Genomic DNA, 16,893 nt, shown 5'->3' with positions numbered 1-16,893 from the left:
GTAAGAACAAGTTAGAACAACCCTCAGCCGAACAACCCGGACCCAGGCTTGCCGGCCGTGCCGTCCGTCCCTATGCCAAACCCGGCGATGCCGCCGTTACCACCAAAGCCAAACAGGGTGTTGCCGCCGTTGCCGCCGGCGCCACCGGTGGCGGTGCCCGCGAACCCGCCGGCCCCGCCCTCGCCGCCGTTGCCGAACAGCACCCCACGGCCGCCGTCACCGCCGTTACCGCCGTTGGTTCCGCCACCGCCGCCGACGCCGCCGGCGCCGCCGGTGCCGTACAGCATGCCGGCATTTCCGCCGACCCCGCCGACACCTCCGATGCCGCCACTGTCCCCGCCGGCACCGCCCGCCCCGCCGGCACCGATCAGGAAACCATTACCGCCGGCGCCGCCGGCCCCACCGGCCGTAAAACCGAACCCGCCGCTGCCGCCGGCCCCGCCGGGACTGAACAGCAGCCCGGCGCCGCCGCCGTTGCCGCCCGCGCCGCCGGTCCCGGCGCTCAGGGTTGTCCCGCCAGCGCCGCCGGACCCACCGGCACCGAACAGCAGGCCGGCGTTGCCGCCGTTACCGCCGGCCCCACCGGTAGAGAGGCCTTGCCCCCCGGCGCCGCCGCCACCGCCGGCGCCGAACAACAGGCCGCCGTGGCCGCCGGCACCACCGGCCCCGCCGGTGGAGGTAGTGCCCCCGCCGCCGACCCCGCCAGGCGCGCCGGGGCCGAACAGCAGGGCGGCACCGCCCGCCCCGCCGGCACCACCGATGATGGCACCGGGGCCGCCGCGCCCGCCAACGCCGGGGGCGCCGAACAGCCCGCCGGTCCCGCCGGTCCCGCCCACCCCGCCGGTGGTGGCACCGGACCCGCCGGCCCCGCCACTGCCTCCGGCGCCGAACAGCCCACCCGCACCGCCCGCGCCGCCGGTACCGCCGGTGCCGGCCGCTGAGTTGATTCCGGACCCGCCGGCACCGCCGTTGCCGATCAGCCAGCCACCGTTCCCGCCTGGTTGTCCGCTTCCAACTGCTCCGGGTGCGCCGTTGCCGATCAGCGGTCGGCCGGACAGCACCAGGAAGGGCGCATTGATCGCACCAAGCAGGTCTTGCTGCACGCTCTGCAACGGCACGGCGCTCGCCGCCTCGGCGCCCGCATAGGCACCGCCGGCGGCGCTCAACGCCCGCACGAACTCGGAATGAAACGCCGCGGCCTGGGCGCTGAGCGCCTGAAACGCCCGCCCGTGCCCGGCAAACAGCGACGCGACCGCCGCCGAGACCTCATCGGTACCGGCGGCCAGCACCCCGGTCGTCGTCCCCGCCGCCGCGGCATTCGCGGCGGTCAGCGATGAGCCGATGTTGGACAGATCCGTTGCCGCCGAAGCCAGGAACTCCGGGGCAGCCACCAAATATGACATCGCAATCCTCTCGCAAGATCGTCGACATACCGGCGAATTGGATGCACATGAAATTGTGTCGAGAGCGTACGCCCATTCCGACCCGATATTCCAGTGCGGCGCGAGACAATTTCGCCCGCCGCGCTAGATCACTTGTACTCCAAGGGATCAACGGGAGGGTGGTGGACAAAGGCGCGCGGCCGATCAAAAGCTCGGAGCCTATTCCAGTTTCATGCCCAGTGTTTACCGGGATTCAATTGTCGAAATACCTTGACTTGTCCAGCAACCGGCGGTCGCGTTCCTCCTGGCGGTTTTGCTGGTAGGCCTCGACCTGTTCGGCGACCCATTCTTCGAGCAACCGGTCCTGCAGGGCGAACATCTCTTTTTCCTCGGCCGGCTCGCCATGGTCGTAGCCGAGCAGGTGCAGTACACCGTGAATCGTCAACAGCGCCAACTCATGTCCGAGGCTGTGGCCCGCGACCGCCGCCTGTTCGGCGGCGAATTCCGGGCACAGCACGATGTCGCCCAGCATCGCCGGCCCCGGCTCGGGCGCGTCCGGGCGGCCGCCGGGCTCGAGCTCATCCATCGGGAAGCTCATCACGTCCGTCGGTCCCGGCAGGTCCATCCAGCGCATGTGCAGGTCGGCCATCGCCGCGGTGTCCAGCAACACCATCGACAGCTCGGCGCTCGGGTTGACGTCCATCCGCGCGATCACGAATTTCGCGACGCTGACCAACTCGACCTCGGACACGTCGACGCCCGACTCGTTGGAGACCTCGATGCTCATCGGCGACTGCGACTACCCGAGGCGCGTCGGGCCGCCCGGTTCATCCCCGATCCGGGCTCCTCGTAGCGGGCATAGGCGTCGACGATTTCCGAAACCAGCCGGTGGCGCACCACATCTACGCTGGTCAGCTCGGCGATGTAGATGTCCTCGACGCTGTCGAGGATCTCGACCGCCGAGCGCAGGCCGGACCGGGCCCCGCCGGGCAGGTCGATCTGGGTCATGTCGCCGGTGACGACGACCTTCGACCCGAAGCCGAGTCGGGTGAGGAACATCTTCATCTGCTCGGCGGTGGTGTTCTGCGCCTCGTCGAGGACGATGAAGGCGTCATTCAACGTCCTTCCTCGCATGTACCCGAGCGGTGCGACCTCGATAACCCCGGCCGACATCAGCTTCGGGATCAGCTCCGCGTCCATCATGTCGTAGAGCGCGTCGTACAGCGGCCGCAGGTACGGGTCGATCTTCTCGCTCAGCGTCCCGGGCAAAAAGCCAAGGCGCTCACCGGCTTCCACGGCCGGTCGGGTCAGGATGATCCGGCTGACCTGCTTGCTCTGCAGCGCGTGGACGGCCTTGGCCATGGCCAGATACGTCTTGCCGGTGCCGGCCGGGCCGACCCCGAAGACGATGGTGTTGGCGTCGATGGCGTCGACGTAGCGCTTCTGGTTGAGCGTCTTGGGCCGGATCGTGTTGCCGCGGCGCGACAGGATGTCCAGGGTGAGGACCTCGGCAGGTGACTCGTTGCCGGTGCCGACCAGCATGGCGACGCTGTGGCGCACCACCTCCGGCGTCAACGGCTGGCCGCCGGCCACGATGGCGATGAGCTCGGAGACCGCCCGCTCGGCCAGCGCGACGTCGGCCGGCTCGCCGGAAATCGTGACGGCATTGCCGCGCACGTGCAGGTCGGCGCTCAGGGTGCGTTCGAGGGCGCGCAGGTTTTCGTCCGCGGAGCCGAGCAGGCCCACAACGAGGTCGGGCGGAACGTTGATGCTGCTGCGAACTTGAGCAGAGCCCGAAGCTGCGCCGGCAGCGCTAGTTTCGCGGGGCGTCACGTGGTTTCCGATACCTGCTTCCTCGGCTTGTCAGGGGTTTGCTCAGCTGACTCAGTCTACGCCGGGGGCCCCCAGTGGTCAGCCTTCTAGTCACCGTCGCTTGCGGTCAGGGCCCGGATCAACCGGTCGATGACCGCGCCGGCTTCCCTGCGTGCCGTGTCATGATCGTCCGCCCTCGCCACGTACAGGGTGGCCTCACGCATGGCGCCAAGCATTGTCAGCGCTGTCGCTTCGATCGGCTGCGGCGGGATGCGGCCGGTCTCGATGGCGCTGGAGAGCAGCGCCCGCACCAACCCGATGTTGTAGCGGTTGCCGATCTCGGTCCACCGCGTCCAACCGAGCACCGCCGGCGCGTCCACCAGCGCGATGCGCTGGATTTCGGGATCGGAGCAGGCGTCCAGCCAGAAAGCCGCGCCCAACCGCATGACCTCGATGGCGTCGGTTTCGCCCGCCGCCGTGATGGCCTCGCTCATCCGGGCGGCGACCTCCGCCTCGACTTGCTCGAACACCGTCGCGAACAGCTCGGTCTTGTCGGCGAAGTGGTGATAGAGCGCGCCGCGGGTCACGCCCGCCGCTCGCACGATCGCCTCGAGCGCCACCTCCGAGAAACCGTCGGCGGCGAACAAGGGCCGCGCCGCGGCCACCAGTGCCTCCCGCGTCTCCGCGGAGCGCTCCGCCTGGGTGCGGCGTTCGTCGTTCACAGCTGTTGCCTTTCATACATACTGTATGTAGGTTCATACATACTGTATGAATCTCGCTCTCAAGATAGCAGCGGGACGGCCGAACCACGGAAAGGGACACGTGAGATGAGCTCAGCGATACAGGCCATCGAGTCGGACCGCGCGGCGCTGCTGGCGATTTTTCCCCTCCTCGGAGAATCCGCCTGGGCACAGGCGAGCGGATGCCCGGGCTGGTCGGTACGGGACGTCGTGTCTCACATGGCGTGCAGTTTCTGGCTGGCCGTCGACCCGTCGCAGCTGCCCGATCCCCGCGGCCTGCCCGCGGAGCGGGCAGCGGACCTCTACGTCGAATCGCGTCGCTCGATGACCTCCCGGGAAATCGTCGACGATTACGAGTCAGTCAGCCTGAAGGGCCTCGAGGTCCTCGCCGCGGCCGAGGGCCAAGACTTCGAGGTGCCGCTCGGAGATGTCGGGACCTATCCCGCGTCGGTGATACCGACGGCGTTCGCCTTCGAGCAGTACGTACACATCAGACATGACCTATTGCAGCCACATGGCCCGGTGCAAGCAGAGCCGCCGGCCTCCGACGCATTGCGGCTTGAACCAACCGTCGACTGGATCGAGGCAGCGCTGCCCCAGCAAAACGCTGCCCTGCTCGGGCGCATCGACGGCGTGGCGGAGATTCGCCTGACTGGAGGCTGCACCCGCACACTGCGCTTCGGCGATGGGGAATTGACCGCCCAAATCACTTCCGACGCCGACGCATTCGTGCGGTGGGTCAGTCAACGCGGAACGTGGGAAGCCCTCGGCGTGCAAGCCGAAGGGGACCGAGCGAACCTCGAGATCGTGCGCCAGCTGAGCGTTTTCTGACGCGGCGCCGCCAAGGCCTCATTGGCCGCCGTCCAGGCCGGCGGGGTCCCATCGCGGCGTGAGCACGCCCAGCGCGCCCAACGCCACCGCGGCCGCGGTCGACGTCCGCAGCACCTGCGGGCCCAGCCGGACCGCCACCGCGCCCGCCGCGGTCAACGCGGTGATCTCGTCCGGCGCGATGCCGCCCTCGGGCCCGATCACCAGCAGCACCGAATCCGCTTGGCCGACATGGTGATCCGCGAGCCGCTCGGTCGCCGACTCGTGCAGGGCCAGCACCGCCGACCCGGCCGACACCTCGTCGCGGACTCGTTGGATCAGCGCGGTGGTGGACAGCACGCCCTCGACGGGCGGGATGTGCGCCCGGCGGGACTGCCGGGCCGCCGAACGGGCGACGGCCCGCCACCGGCGCAGCCCCTTGTCGACCCGGGCACCCTCCCAGCTGGCCACGCAGCGAGCGGCCTGCCAGGCCAGGAACGCGTCGGCACCGGCCTCGGTGGCCAACTCGATCGCCAACTCGGAGCGATCGGACTTCGGCAGCGCCTGCACCACCGTCACCGCCGGGCGACCGGGCTCGACGCTCCAGCGCCCCAGCACCCGCGCCCGCAGCCCGTCGCGTCCGGCGTGCTCGACCTCGCACCGCGCGAGTCCGCCGGCGCCGTCGCCGAGCACGAGCTGTTCGCCGGGCCGGATCCGGCGCACCGTGGCCGCGTGGAAGCCCTCGTCGCCGTCGACGACGGCCAGCGCGCCGGTGTCGGGCAGTGCGTCAACGTAGAACAGCGTCGCCACCATGTGCGGGGCCCAGCGACTTAGCGCCCGGTGAAGGTCTCGCGCAGCCGGCTGAACAGTCCGCCGCCGGCGTGGGTGGAGCGGACCTCGGCCACGTCGCGGCTGCGGCGGTTCTTCAGCTCGCGCAGCAGTTCGGTGTCGCGGTGGTCCAGGCGGGTGGGCACCACCACGTCGACGTGGACATGCAGGTTGCCCCGGGCGCCCGACCGCAGGTGCGGCATCCCGTGCCCGCGCAGCGTGATGATCGAACCCGGCTGCGTGCCAGGCGGAATGGTGATCTCGCTCTGGCCGTCGAGGATGGCGTCGACGATGACGGTCACGCCCAGCGCCGCGTCGAACATCGGCACCGACACCGTGCAGTGCAGGTCGTCGCCCTCGCGGACGAAGATGTCGTGGGCCTGCTCGTGCACCTCGACGTACAGGTCGCCGGCCGGGCCGCCCCCGGGCCCGACCTCGCCCTGGGCGGCCAGGCGGACGCGCATGCCGTCGCCGACGCCGGCGGGAATCTTCACGCTGATCTCCCGGCGGGCCCGCACCCGCCCGTCGCCCATGCACTGGTGGCACGGGTCGGGGATGACGACTCCGACACCCCGGCAGGTGGGACATGGCCGCGACGTCATCATCTGGCCCAGCAGCGAGCGCTGCACCGTCTGCACCTCCCCGCGACCGCCGCAGGTGTCGCATGGGACGGGCACCGAATCGCCGTTGGTGCCCTTGCCCTGGCACCGATCGCACAACACCGCGGTGTCGACGGTGACCTGCTTGGTCACGCCGTTCGCGCACTCCTCCAAGTCCAGCCGCATCCGCAGCAGCGAGTCCGAACCGGGCCGGACCCGGCCGATGGGACCGCGGGAGGCCCCACCCCCGCTGAAGCCGCCGCCGAAGAAGGCCTCGAACACGTCGCCGAGGTTCCCGAAGCCGCCGAACCCGCCGCCGGCCGCGGCGGCGTTCTCCAGCGGATCCCCGCCCAGGTCGACGATCCGGCGTTTCTCCGGGTCGCTCAGCACCTCGTAGGCGGCGCTGATTTCCTTGAACTTCGCCTGCGCGGCCTCGTCGGGGTTGACGTCGGGATGCAGCTCGCGCGCCAACTTGCGGTACGCGCGCTTGATCTCCGCATCGCCGGCGTTTCTGCCCACGCCGAGCAGCCCGTAATAATCGCGTGCCACGCCCTGACCTTCCTTGTGCCGCCGTTATGCGGCCGTCAACAAACACCGGGGTGCGCGGTCATCGGGCACCCAGAACTTCGCCGATATAGAGAGCAACCGCAGCCACGCTGGCGATAGTTCCCGGATAGTCCATCCGAGTGGGGCCCAGCACACCCATACCGCCATACACGGTATCGGAGGTGCCGTAAGCGGTGGACACCATCGAGGTGCCCGCCATCTGCTCGACGGCGGTCTCGTGCCCGATGCGCACCGTCACCTTGCCGGCCTCCTGCTGGGCCGCCAGCAACCGCAGCACCACCACCTGCTCCTCGAGGGCCTCCAGGATGGACCGCAGCGAGCCGCCGAAATCGGCGGCGTGGCGGGTCAAGTTGGCGGTGCCGCCCATCAGCAGGCGCTCCTCGGTGTGCTCCACCAACGACTCCAGCAACACCGTCGCCGAGCGGCCCACGGCGTCGCTGAGGTTGTTGGCCAGCCCGCTGCGCCCGTGCAGCTCACCGGCCAGGTCGGCGACGGCGGTGGACGCCGCGGCGAGCCTCTTGCCGACCAGGGCCTGGCCCAGCATCTCGCGCAGCTGGGACAGCTGATGGTCGTCGATGACGTCGCCGAGTTCGACGATGCGCTGGTCCACCCGGCCGGAGTCGGTGATGACCACCATCAGCAGCCGGGCGGGCGTCAGGCCGATCACTTCCAGGTGGCGAACGGTCGACGTCGACAACGTCGGGTACTGCACCACCGCCACCTGGCGGGTCAGTTGCGCCAACAGCCGGACCGCGCGGCGCAGCACGTCGTCGAGGTCGACGCCGGACTCCAGAAAGCTCTGAATCGCGCTTCGCTCGGCCGACGACAGCGGCTTGACGTCGGCCAGCCGGTCCACGAACTCGCGGTAGCCCTTTTCGGTGGGGACCCGTCCGGAGCTGGTGTGGGGCTGCGTGATGTAGCCCTCGGCCTCCAGCACGGCCATGTCGTTGCGGACCGTCGCGGACGACACGCCCAGGTTGTGGCGGTCCACCAACGACTTGGAACCGATGGGTTCCTGGGTGGAGACGAAGTCGGCGACGATGGCGCGCAGCACCTCGAAGCGACGCTCGTCGGCGCTTCCCATCGGCTCCCACCTCCTTGATCGCGTCCATTTTACGGTGTCACGAGGGTCTCCCCGCCATTCGAGGCGTCTGGCGGCGATCGTCGACGGGTTCCCGGCTAGCCTGTCCCCCATGTACTCGTCGGGCCCGGGGGACGCGTCAGAGACGATCCGCCAATGATTTTCAAGGGCGTGCGCGACGGCAAGCCGTATCCGGAGCACGGGCTGTCCTACAAGGACTGGTCCCAGATACCGCCGCAGCAGATCCGGCTGGACGAATTGGTCACGACGACGACCGTGCTGGCGCTGGACCGGCTGCTGTCGGAGGACTCCACCTTCTACGGCGATCTTTTTCCGCACGCGGTGCGGTGGCGGGGCATCACCTACCTCGAGGACGGCCTGCACCGCGCCGTGCGCGCCGCGCTGCGGAACCGAACCGTGCTGCACGCCCGGGTGTTCGACATGGACATGCCGCTGAGTCACCAGACGTAACTCTTTTGGCGCGGTCACATTTCTGCGTCGCCGGGTGTCGACGTAGAAAGGACCACGTTCAAGGAGGACCGCCATGCCTCGCCTTCAAGGAGTCTCCGACCGTGACGCCGGCCTGGGCGCCAAGATCGCGTTCTTCTTCACCAAGCGCAAGCTGGCGCAGATGGCCGGGCTCGAGACCGCGGGGATGCTCGAACCGCTGCGGATGTATGCGCACATCCCCCGATTGCTCAGCGCCTACGGCAAGCTCGAGCAGGCGGAGTCGAAGCTGGACCTCCTCAGTCCCCGGCACCGCGCGCTGGCCGAGCTGAAGTCGGCGACCACGGTGCGCTGCGAGTACTGCATCGACCTGGGTTCGCAGATCGCGCGCCAGTGGGGACTCACCGACGAGGAACTGCTGGCCCTGTCGGATTACCGCAACGCCTCCTGCTTCTGCGAGCTGGACAAGCTGATCCTGGAGTACGCCACCGCGATGAGCCGCACCCCGGTCGAGGTGAGCGATCAGCTCTTCGACGCGCTGCGCGCCCACTTCGACGCCGCCCAGCTCGTCGCGCTCACCCACGTCATCACGCTGGGCAACATGCGCGCCCGGTTCAACATCGCGCTGGGCATCGGATCGTCCGGCTTCTCCGGCGACCGGGTCTGCGCGCTGCCCGAGAAGGACCGCGCGTGACGAGGCCCGACAAACCGGAGGCCGCGCTGGCCGCGCGTTTCGAGGCGGCGCGGCCCCGGCTGGGCGCCATCGCCTATCGCATGCTGGGCTCGGTCGACGACGCCCAGGACGCCGTGCAGGAGGCGTGGCTACGGCTCAGCGGCGCCGGCCAGGACATCGCGAATATGGACGCCTGGCTGACCACGGTGGTGGCCCGCATCTGCCTGAACACCTTGCGCGACCGCCACGGACGCGGCCGGGAGGAGCCGGTCGGGCACCTGCCGGATCCGATCGTCGACGCCGACGGGGAATTCGATCCCGAACACCGGGCGATGCTGGCCGACGCGGTCGGGCTGGCCCTGTTCGTGGTCCTGGACACCCTGCCGCCCGCCGAGCGGCTGGCCTTCGTGCTGCACGACGTGTTCGCCGTCCCGTTCGACGAGATCGCACCCATCGTCGAGCGGAGCCCGGAGGCGACGCGTAAGTTGGCCAGCCGGGCCCGCCGGCGCATCGAGCGGGCCGAGCCCGCCCCCGAGGGGGGCGTCGCCGCGCAGCGCGAGGCCGTTGACGCCTTCTTCGCCGCGGGCCGCGCCGGCGACTTCGACCGGCTGGTGTCGGTCCTGCATCCCGACGTCGTGCTGCGCGGCGACTTTGGCCGGGGCGCCGCGGTTTTCCGCACCGAGGGCGCGGCCTCGGTGGCCAAACTCGCGCGCGGCTACGCGGCGCCGGAGCGCGAGGTGCGCCCCGCCATCGTCAACGGTGCTGCCGGCGCGGTGGTGTTCGTCGACGGGCGGCCCACGGCCATCATGGGTTTCGTGGTGCGCGACGGGCTGGTGGCGGCCATCGATGTGCTGGCGGACCCGGACCGGATCGCCAAACTAGACCTGCGCGGCGTGCGCGCCGATCACTGACCGGCGGCCTGCAGCAACTCCATCGCCGAGGCGCGCGACAGCACCCAGCCGCCCTGGTTCACGAACGTGACGTTCTGGGTGACCGGCGACGTGAGCTTGGGACCCGAGACCGCCACGTCAGCCGTCGCGGACCCGGCCGCGGCCGGTTGGACGTTGGTGACGTTGAACGCCAGCGGCAGGTCGCCGTTCTTTGCCGCCTTCTGCAGCTTCTTGTCGGCGATGTGCGCTTCCATTCCGCCTATTCCGCCTTCAACCAGATTGCTCTTGCTGGCGAACGGGACACTCGGGTCGGCGAGGCTGGTCAGCAGGCCGGTCAACTGATCGGCCGTCGGCACGTTGACCGCCTGCGGCGGGTCCTGCGGCAACGGCGCACCGACAGCGATCAGCTGCACCGGGGCCGACTCGCCCGGCGCCGCGATGGACGTGATGCCGGCGGCTGCTCCCCCGATGACGGCCAGCGCTGCCGCGCCGCCGGCGAAGAATTTAACGGTTTTCATGGTCCCCCTTTGGTGGGCACGCGTCGACGGACGGTGCCAGTGTGCGTCTTTCGACTCTTACTTCGGGTCTGCGCACCGTGACGTTACGAGCACACCATGTGAGTAGCCTGTGCGCCCACTGTGTGGGTGCACAGGCCGCCCGCTTTGCTAGTTCGTCGCCGACGCGGCCTGGATGAGGGCGATCGCGGCGTCGTGCTGCAGGATCCAGTTGCCGCCCTGGTTGACGAACACGAGGTGCTTCTCGACCGGCCCGGCAAACCTCGGACCGGAGATGGCGACGTCGGCCTGGGCCATGTTCGGTCCGGCCGGCGCAATGTTCGTCACGGCGAACGTCTCCGGGAAGTTGCCGTTCCGGTACGCCTTCCGCAGGTCGTGGTCGGCCACGTGGCCCTCGTCCGGGGCGATGCCGTTCTCGACCAGGTTGGTCTTGGTCGTGTACGAGACGCCGGGATCGGTGGCCTGGTTGCACAGGTTGGACAACTGGTCCGGGGTCGGCAGTCCCGGCGCCGGCGGCGGATCCTGCGGTAGCGGCGCGCCGGATGCCACGCCGATGCCGGCCGCGCCCATCGCACCCACGGCTATCGCGCCGGTGGCCAACGATTTCCAGGATTTCATTCTCATGGTCAGGTCCTCCCCCTGTGCGTAAGAGTTGTGATTCTGCCCCGAGCGCCCGCTGTTCTTGGTCTCGGGCGGGTCACGGTACGGGCACGCTACCGGCGCTCAGCCGGCCGCCATGGCCTCGCGCAAGCTCTTCGGCCGCAGGTCGGCCCAGTTCTCGTCGACGTAGTCCAGGCACGCCGAGCGGCTCGCCTCGCCGTACGCCACGCGCCAGCCGGCCGGGACTTCGGCGAACGCCGGCCACAGGCTGTGCTGCTCCTCGTCGTTGACCAGCACGTAGAACGCCCCGCCGTCGTCATCGAAGGGGTTGGTGCTCATCGCTTCTCCTCATCGTTTTCTGCTTGCCGGAATGTGCCGTCGAGCCCAGCACCCGGTCGGACAGCAGCCCAAGACAGCTCAGGTTCGGGAAGCCGGGGCCCTGTGTGAGGCCGGACAGGTTGGGCAGGAACAACTTTGGGGCGACGTCGGTGACGGCCAGGTCGTAGCCGATGGCCTCCTGCAGGCCGTCGGCGGTGAGCGGTCCGCCCAGGCCGAGTTCGAGCAGGTCGAGCGCGTCCTGGCTGAACAGCGAGGTGAACCACAGCGGGTCGGCGCCGGAGCCGTCGATGACCAGATCGAAACCGTGGACCGTCTCGAGGTTTTCGCTGCCGCGGTTGGTGGACAGGGTCAACCGGATCTGCCCGTCGCGGCCCACCGCGTGCGCGACCCGGCCGCGCAGGTGGCGGATGCGGTCATCGGACAACAGCGCTTCCTGCACATTGGCCGAGAACACCCCACGGTCGGTGCGGGCCAGCGCGTCGCGGCGTTCGTCGAGCGTCAGCGCGACCCAGTCGGTGGGATCGGAGAACAGCGAGTTCTCGAAGAAGCCCTCGCCGCGGGTGAACAGCGTCACCTGAGGCGAGATGACCGTGATCGTCGAAACCCGATGCCGGAACAGCTCGTTGAGCATCGACGCGGCCGTCTCCCCGCCGCCGATCACCGCCACCCGTTCGGCGCTGATCCGGTCGTCGCCCGCGGCGCGGTCCCAGAACTGGGCGATCGACAGCATCCGCGGATTGCCGGGCAACAGGGACTTCTCGGCCTGGCCGGGGCCGGTGATCATCAAAGCGTCGGCGTGCACGATGGTTTCGTGGGTCTGCAGCGCCCAACGGTCGCCGTCGACGGCCAGCCGTTCCACCTCGCCGTGCACCACGTTCAGGCCGATCTGGTCGGCCACCCAACCGAGGTACTGGCTCCACCGGCGGTGGGTGGGCGCCGGCCTGCCACGGTCGATCCATGCGGCGAACGACGCGGTGGCGATGAGGTATGACTGCCAGCTGTAGCGGGTCATCCGCTCGTCGAGTTCCGCGTTGCGGCGCGGTACCAGCGCCGAGCGGTAGGGGAACCCGACGTCCTTCTCCGGGCTGGTTCCCAGCCGGTGCGCCCCGTCGGTCCAGCCGCCGCTGGCCTGCCAGTTGCCCCCGACGCCGATGCGTTCGACGGCGACCACGTCGGGGACCTCTTGGATATCGGGGCCCATGTCGCGCAGCACCGACGCCTTGGCCGCGACGGCCACCGCCTTGGCCCCGGCGCCGAGGATAGCAAGCACGCTCATGTCGCCACCTCCCTGAGGTTGTCTGTCCAGAGTTGTTGCAGCGCAGCCATATCCGCGTCGTCGAGGATGTCGGGCAGCGCGCGCCATTGCGTGGCCAGCATCCGCTGCTCCCCGGCGGTGAGCACGACGGCGAGGATGGTGAGCTCGTGGCGCACGGCGAGCTCGGGCTCGGGCACCGGCGACACATCGGCGAGCAGCTCGCGGTCGAGGCGCAGTGCGGTGCCGCCGCCGGTGTGGGCGGCGCCGAGGTAATTCAGCAGCAGTTGCGGCCCCGGGAAGCCGGCGAGCTGCCCGGCGGTGTCGGCGCGCAGGTAGCGCAGCAGCCCGTAGTCGATTCCGTGGCCGGGGATCTCGGCGAGCTGTTCGGCGACGGGGCGCGCCGGATCGACCCGCAGCGGGTAGATCGAGCTGAGCAGCCCGACCGTGTCGCCGGTGTCGACGGCGCGTGCGCCCGGCTCGTCCAGCAACGCGTCGGCGCGGCCGTGGGTCTCCAGCGCCAGCAACGGTGGCGGCGTGGCCTGACCCCGGGCCCGCCGCCAGCCCGTCAGCATCGCGGCGGTCGCGGCGACGAGCAGATCGGGCAGGGGCGCTTGGGATTTCAGCAACCGACCGCTGACGTCCGCGTCGACCAGGGCGGTGCGGACGACCAGGTCGCGCGCCACGTCCCGGCCCGGGCGGATTCGCCGGGCGCCGATGTCGGGATCGTCGCCCTCGAGTTGGGCGCGCCAGAAGCCGACGGTGTCGAGGCGGCGGGCGCGCTCGGACAGCGCCGCGGCCCAGCGCCGGTAGCTGGTGTGCTCGCGCACCGGCGCGGGTGGCCGGCCGGCGGCCAAAGCCGTGAGCGCGGAGTCCAATTCGCCGAGCACCACCCGCCACGACGCCGGGTCCATCGCCAGCACGTGGGCCGCCAGCAGCAGGACGCTCCCCCCGCTCGGCGGCCGTAGCCACACCGCGGCCAGCAGGGTTCCCCGCTCCGGGTCGAGCCGCTCGACGGCGGCGGACGCCTGGGCGGTGACCGCCGCGTGCAGGTCCTCGACGTCGACTTCGGTGAGGAAGTCCGGGATGGGGCCTTCGAGCAGCGTCATGGCGGCCCGATCCAGGCTGGTGCGCAGCACCTCGTGGCCGTCGATGAGGGCGGCCAGCGCGGCGCGCAGGTGCTCGCGCGTGACGGTGTCGGGCAGCCGGATGGCTTCGGTTTGCGCGAGCCGGCGCGGTTCGCCGTACTCATAGAGCCAATGGGCGTTGGGCAGCAACGGAATTGGGCCGCTTGCCTCGGCGGTCACGAGCTGTTCGGCATCCTCGTCGATCGCCGCGGCGAGCTCGCGAATAGTCTCGCACTCCGTCATCAGCCTGGCCCGCAGCGCGATGCCACGCCGGCGGGCCGCCTGCACCACCGAGAGGGCCACGATGCTGTCCAGACCCATTTCGAGAAATCCGGCGGTGACGTCGACGTCGGCGATCTCCAGGATGTCGGTGAACGCCTCGGCCAGCGCCGCCTCGGTCGGCGTCTCGGGCGGGACAGCCCGGTCCGCCGCGATGCCTGTTGCCGCCAAGGCCTTTTCGTCGATCTTGCCGTGCGGCGTCAGCGGCAACTCGTCGAGCACGACGATGTGGTGGGGCACCAGGTAGCGCGGCAGCCGCTTGAGCAGCATCGACCGCAATTCGGCCACCGTCGGCGGATTGGGGCCACCCGCCACGTACGCCGTGAGCCGCGGCCCGTTGGCATGGCTGCGGGCCGTCACGTGGGCGCCGCGCACCCCGTCGTGTCCGTTGAGTGCCGCGACGATCTCCCCCGGCTCGACGCGGAAGCCGCGGATCTTCAGCTGGTCGTCACTGCGCCCGAGGAACTCCAGGCCGCCGTCGGGCATGCGGCGCACCACATCTCCAGTGCGGTACATCCGGCCACCGCACGCATGCGGGTCGGCGACGAACCGTGCGGCGGTCTCGGCCGCGCGCCCGAGATAGCCGCGGGTCAGCTGGTCCCCGGCCAGGTACAACTCGCCGGCCGCGCCGTCCGGCACCGGGCGCAGCCAGGAGTCCATGACGTAGGCGCGGGTGGTCCGGGTCGGGCGCCCGATGGTCGGTCGCGCGTGCTCATCGATGGCGGCGACGACGGCCTCGACCGTGGTTTCGGTGGGCCCGTAGCAATTGAAGGCGGTCATGGCCGTGCGGGCGCATTCCCGTTGGATCGCTTGCCACGCCGCGCTGCCCAGCGCTTCGCCGCCAAGCGCGAGAATCGCCAGTGGCACCCGGCGCAGCAGCCCCGCGGTGTGCAGCTGGGCGAACATCGACGGCGTGGTGTCGATCATGTCCAGGCCGAACCGGTCGATCGCCGCGACCAGCGCCTCCGCGTCGCGCTGGTCGTCGTCGCCGATGATGTGCACCACGTGGCCGTCGAGCAACGCGGCCAACGGCTGCCACGCCGCGTCGAAGGTGAAGGACCAGGCATGCGCGACGCGCAGCGGCCGGCCGAGTCGCGCGGCGGCCGGTCGCAGGACGCGCTCGATGTGGTCGTCGACGTAGGCCGACAGTGCCCGGTGGGTGCCGACAACGCCTTTGGGTGCGCCGGTGGTGCCCGAGGTGAACACCGCATAGGCGGCGTGATCGGGCGGAACCGGGGCCGCCCGGTAGTCGGCGGGCGTGGCGGTTTCGGCGGAAGCGGTGAACAGTTTCCCGTCGATCACGATCGGCGCCGACGTCTGGCGCAGGATCTCGGCCACCCGGTCCTCGGGCATCGCCGGATCCAGCGGCACGATCGTGCCGCCGGCCTTGAGGACTGCCAGCATCGCGGCCACGTAGCCGGGACCCCGGGGCAGCGTGATCGCGACCGGGGTCTCGCTGCCCACGCCCCCTCGGCTGAGGGCGGCGGCCAGCCGGTCGGCGAGCGCGTCGAGTTCGCCGTAGGTCAGCCGGCCGTCGGCCCAGCCGACCGCCACCGAATCGGGTAGTGCCGCGGCCATTTCGGCGAACCTGATGTGCACCGCGACCGGGTTCGGACCTGGCGCCGGCGGGATCGGGCGCTGCTCGTCGTCCAGCAGGATGTCGACCTCGCGCAGGGGCCGGTCCCACTTGTCCACCAGGCGCTGCAGCGTCGCCAGCAGCCGCCGGCCGAGGCCGTCGGGCGCCATCGTGCCCAGCGCGCCGTCGAGCACCTCCACCAGCACGGTCAGCTCACCCGCGCTCAGGTGCGCGGCGATCGTCACCGGGAAGTGCGACACGCTCTCCAACGTCGCCGGGCGGAACGTCGCGCCGTTCGCCGCGAATTCGGTCGCGCCCACCACGGCGCCGGGCGGGAAGTTCTCGTACACCAGCAAGCTGTCGAACAGCTCGCCGATGCCGGCGAGGGCGCGCGACTCGGCGTGCCCCAGGTAGCTGTGGTCACGCAACGCGGCGGATTCCCGTTGCAGAGCAGCGCATTGCGCCCCGACCGTCGTGCGGGGATCCACCCGCACCCGCAACGGCACGGTGTTGATGAACAGCCCGACCATCGTCTCCACGCCCGACAGTTCGTCGGGCCTGCCGGACACCGTCACCCCGAAGGTCACATCGCTGCGATCGGTCAAGACCGAAAGTATCGCCGCCCAAGCCATTTGAATCAGGGTGTTGAGGGTGACGCCGCGCGCGCGAGCGGCCTCGGCCAGCGCGGTGGTGGCGTCGCGGTCGAGTCGCAGCGTGGTGCGCCGCGGGATGCCCGCCCGCGGCGGCGTGGCGGTCAGCGCCGGTGACAGGAGGGTCGGCCCGTCGAGGCCGGCCAGGTGCTGCGCCCACAGCGCCCGGCTGGCCGTCTGGTCCCGGCCGGCCAGCCAGCCGATGTAGTCGCGGTACGGCCGCGGCGATGGCGGCAGCGCGGCGCCGTCGCCGCCGGCGCGGTACAGGGCGAGCAGTTCGGACACGAAAAGCGGCAGCGACCACCCATCGATCACCAGGTGATGCGCCACGATGACCAGATGCCAGCGCCGGTCGGGTAATTCGACGAGCAGGAATCGGATCAGCGGCCCGCGGCCCAGGTCGAAGCGGCGTCGGCGCTCCTCGGCCTCCAGGGTCTCGACCTCATCGGGCGTAGCCCGGACCTGTCGCCAGGGCACCTCGACGGCGCTCGGAATCACCTGCACTGGGTGGCTGAGGTTGCCGTGTACGAAGCTAGCCCGCAGGTTCGGGTGCCGGGTCAGCATCGTCGCGGCGCAGTCGCGCAGCAGGGAGACGTCGAGCGAACCCGTCACATCGGCGGCCATCGCGATGACATACGGGTCGCTGGCACCGGGATCGGTCAAACTCGTCATCGCGAACAGCCCCTGCTGCAGCGGGCTCAGCGCCATCACGTCCTCGATGGCCGGTCT

At 70.4% G+C, this 16,893-nt stretch carries 16 protein-coding genes; 4 read left to right on the top strand and 12 right to left on the bottom strand.

Annotated elements, in window-relative coordinates; translation table 11 throughout:
* Positions 1 to 23: 23 nt before the first annotated feature.
* The 4 genes from A5787_RS01770 to A5787_RS01755 form a co-directional block, all read right to left on the bottom strand.
* On the bottom strand, positions 24 to 1,403 hold the full coding sequence (locus tag A5787_RS01770; protein WP_066960701.1) for a PE family protein: 1,380 nt from the start codon (positions 1,401 to 1,403) through the stop codon (positions 24 to 26).
* 232 nt (positions 1,404 to 1,635) lie between these two features.
* The gene (ybeY, locus tag A5787_RS01765) at positions 1,636 to 2,169 is read right to left on the bottom strand and encodes an rRNA maturation RNase YbeY (RefSeq protein WP_066960698.1); all 534 of its coding nucleotides are present in this window, start codon (positions 2,167 to 2,169) and stop codon (positions 1,636 to 1,638) included.
* A complete protein-coding gene (locus A5787_RS01760; protein WP_066960694.1) occupies positions 2,166 to 3,215 on the bottom strand; it encodes a PhoH family protein in 1,050 nt (349 codons plus the stop codon). Before A5787_RS01760 ends, ybeY begins: the two co-directional genes overlap by 4 nt.
* Positions 3,216 to 3,301: 86 nt before the next feature.
* Entirely contained in the window at positions 3,302 to 3,916 is a 615-nt protein-coding gene (locus tag A5787_RS01755; RefSeq protein ID WP_066960691.1) for a TetR/AcrR family transcriptional regulator, read from the bottom strand.
* Between the two features lie 105 nt (positions 3,917 to 4,021).
* On the opposite strand from A5787_RS01755, the gene A5787_RS01750 reads away from it, so the two are divergent.
* Positions 4,022 to 4,765: a maleylpyruvate isomerase family mycothiol-dependent enzyme gene (locus A5787_RS01750; RefSeq protein WP_082977024.1), complete on the top strand. Its 744-nt coding sequence runs from the start codon at positions 4,022 to 4,024 to the stop codon at positions 4,763 to 4,765.
* Positions 4,766 to 4,783: 18 nt separating this feature from the next.
* Here A5787_RS01750 and A5787_RS01745 read toward each other — a convergent pair whose 3' ends face one another.
* Genes A5787_RS01745 through hrcA form a run of 3 tightly spaced genes read right to left on the bottom strand, consistent with a single transcriptional unit; the run spans position 4,784 to position 7,819 of the window.
* A complete protein-coding gene (locus A5787_RS01745; RefSeq protein WP_066960689.1) occupies positions 4,784 to 5,554 on the bottom strand; it encodes a 16S rRNA (uracil(1498)-N(3))-methyltransferase in 771 nt (256 codons plus the stop codon).
* 17 nt (positions 5,555 to 5,571) lie between these two features.
* On the bottom strand, positions 5,572 to 6,717 hold the full coding sequence (dnaJ, locus tag A5787_RS01740; RefSeq protein WP_066960686.1) for a molecular chaperone DnaJ: 1,146 nt from the start codon (positions 6,715 to 6,717) through the stop codon (positions 5,572 to 5,574).
* Between the two features lie 58 nt (positions 6,718 to 6,775).
* Positions 6,776 to 7,819, bottom strand: coding sequence for a heat-inducible transcriptional repressor HrcA (gene hrcA, locus A5787_RS01735; RefSeq protein ID WP_066960684.1), 1,044 nt, complete (start codon positions 7,817 to 7,819; stop codon positions 6,776 to 6,778).
* A gap of 153 nt (positions 7,820 to 7,972) precedes the next feature.
* Here hrcA and A5787_RS01730 point away from each other — a divergent pair, with 153 nt between their 5' ends.
* From A5787_RS01730 to A5787_RS01720, 3 genes are all read left to right on the top strand, one after another.
* The gene (locus tag A5787_RS01730) at positions 7,973 to 8,287 is read left to right on the top strand and encodes a type II toxin-antitoxin system VapB family antitoxin (protein ID WP_066914047.1); all 315 of its coding nucleotides are present in this window, start codon (positions 7,973 to 7,975) and stop codon (positions 8,285 to 8,287) included.
* Positions 8,288 to 8,360: 73 nt separating this feature from the next.
* Entirely contained in the window at positions 8,361 to 8,957 is a 597-nt protein-coding gene (locus tag A5787_RS01725) for a carboxymuconolactone decarboxylase family protein (RefSeq protein ID WP_066960681.1), read from the top strand.
* Positions 8,954 to 9,847: a sigma-70 family RNA polymerase sigma factor gene (locus tag A5787_RS01720; protein WP_066960678.1), complete on the top strand. Its 894-nt coding sequence runs from the start codon at positions 8,954 to 8,956 to the stop codon at positions 9,845 to 9,847. The genes A5787_RS01725 and A5787_RS01720 overlap by 4 nt, the downstream gene beginning before the upstream one ends.
* Here A5787_RS01720 and A5787_RS01715 read toward each other — a convergent pair.
* The 5 genes from A5787_RS01715 to A5787_RS01695 all read right to left on the bottom strand — a co-directional run bounded on the left by A5787_RS01715 (position 9,841) and on the right by A5787_RS01695 (position 16,872).
* A complete protein-coding gene (locus tag A5787_RS01715) occupies positions 9,841 to 10,344 on the bottom strand; it encodes a hypothetical protein (RefSeq protein ID WP_066960675.1) in 504 nt (167 codons plus the stop codon). The two genes, A5787_RS01720 and A5787_RS01715, sit on opposite strands and share 7 nt — an antisense overlap.
* Before the next feature lie 147 nt (positions 10,345 to 10,491).
* Positions 10,492 to 10,959, bottom strand: coding sequence for a hypothetical protein (locus A5787_RS01710; RefSeq protein WP_066960672.1), 468 nt, complete (start codon positions 10,957 to 10,959; stop codon positions 10,492 to 10,494).
* Between the two features lie 105 nt (positions 10,960 to 11,064).
* Positions 11,065 to 11,280, bottom strand: coding sequence for an MbtH family protein (locus A5787_RS01705; protein WP_066960669.1), 216 nt, complete (start codon positions 11,278 to 11,280; stop codon positions 11,065 to 11,067).
* Complete coding sequence (mbtG, locus tag A5787_RS01700) at positions 11,258 to 12,556, bottom strand: NADPH-dependent L-lysine N(6)-monooxygenase MbtG (RefSeq protein WP_066960666.1); 1,299 nt, start codon at positions 12,554 to 12,556, stop codon at positions 11,258 to 11,260. Before mbtG ends, A5787_RS01705 begins: the two co-directional genes overlap by 23 nt.
* The gene (locus tag A5787_RS01695) at positions 12,553 to 16,872 is read right to left on the bottom strand and encodes a non-ribosomal peptide synthetase (protein ID WP_066960764.1); all 4,320 of its coding nucleotides are present in this window, start codon (positions 16,870 to 16,872) and stop codon (positions 12,553 to 12,555) included. Before A5787_RS01695 ends, mbtG begins: the two co-directional genes overlap by 4 nt.
* Positions 16,873 to 16,893 lie beyond the last annotated feature (21 nt).

It is taken from the genome of Mycobacterium sp. 852002-50816_SCH5313054-b, from assembly GCF_001667185.1.
Lineage (GTDB): Bacteria > Actinomycetota > Actinomycetes > Mycobacteriales > Mycobacteriaceae > Mycobacterium.
This window is presented reverse-complemented; position numbering and strand designations above follow the sequence as displayed.

Excerpts from the sequence above, each read along its gene's own strand:
- hrcA (WP_066960684.1), bottom strand. The coding sequence starts at position 7,819 with ATGGGAAGCGCCGACGAGCGTCGCTTCGAGGTGCTGCGCGCCATCGTC.
- mbtG (WP_066960666.1), bottom strand. The coding sequence starts at position 12,556 with ATGAGCGTGCTTGCTATCCTCGGCGCCGGGGCCAAGGCGGTGGCCGTC.
- ybeY (WP_066960698.1), bottom strand. The coding sequence starts at position 2,169 with ATGAGCATCGAGGTCTCCAACGAGTCGGGCGTCGACGTGTCCGAGGTC.
- A5787_RS01715 (WP_066960675.1), bottom strand. The coding sequence starts at position 10,344 with ATGAAAACCGTTAAATTCTTCGCCGGCGGCGCGGCAGCGCTGGCCGTC.
- A5787_RS01710 (WP_066960672.1), bottom strand. The coding sequence starts at position 10,959 with ATGAAATCCTGGAAATCGTTGGCCACCGGCGCGATAGCCGTGGGTGCG.
- A5787_RS01770 (WP_066960701.1), bottom strand. The coding sequence starts at position 1,403 with ATGTCATATTTGGTGGCTGCCCCGGAGTTCCTGGCTTCGGCGGCAACG.
- A5787_RS01705 (WP_066960669.1), bottom strand. The coding sequence starts at position 11,280 with ATGAGCACCAACCCCTTCGATGACGACGGCGGGGCGTTCTACGTGCTG.
- A5787_RS01730 (WP_066914047.1), top strand. The coding sequence starts at position 7,973 with ATGATTTTCAAGGGCGTGCGCGACGGCAAGCCGTATCCGGAGCACGGG.
- A5787_RS01750 (WP_082977024.1), top strand. The coding sequence starts at position 4,022 with ATGAGCTCAGCGATACAGGCCATCGAGTCGGACCGCGCGGCGCTGCTG.
- A5787_RS01725 (WP_066960681.1), top strand. The coding sequence starts at position 8,361 with ATGCCTCGCCTTCAAGGAGTCTCCGACCGTGACGCCGGCCTGGGCGCC.
- A5787_RS01745 (WP_066960689.1), bottom strand. The coding sequence starts at position 5,554 with ATGGTGGCGACGCTGTTCTACGTTGACGCACTGCCCGACACCGGCGCG.
- A5787_RS01695 (WP_066960764.1), bottom strand. The coding sequence starts at position 16,872 with ATGGCGCTGAGCCCGCTGCAGCAGGGGCTGTTCGCGATGACGAGTTTG.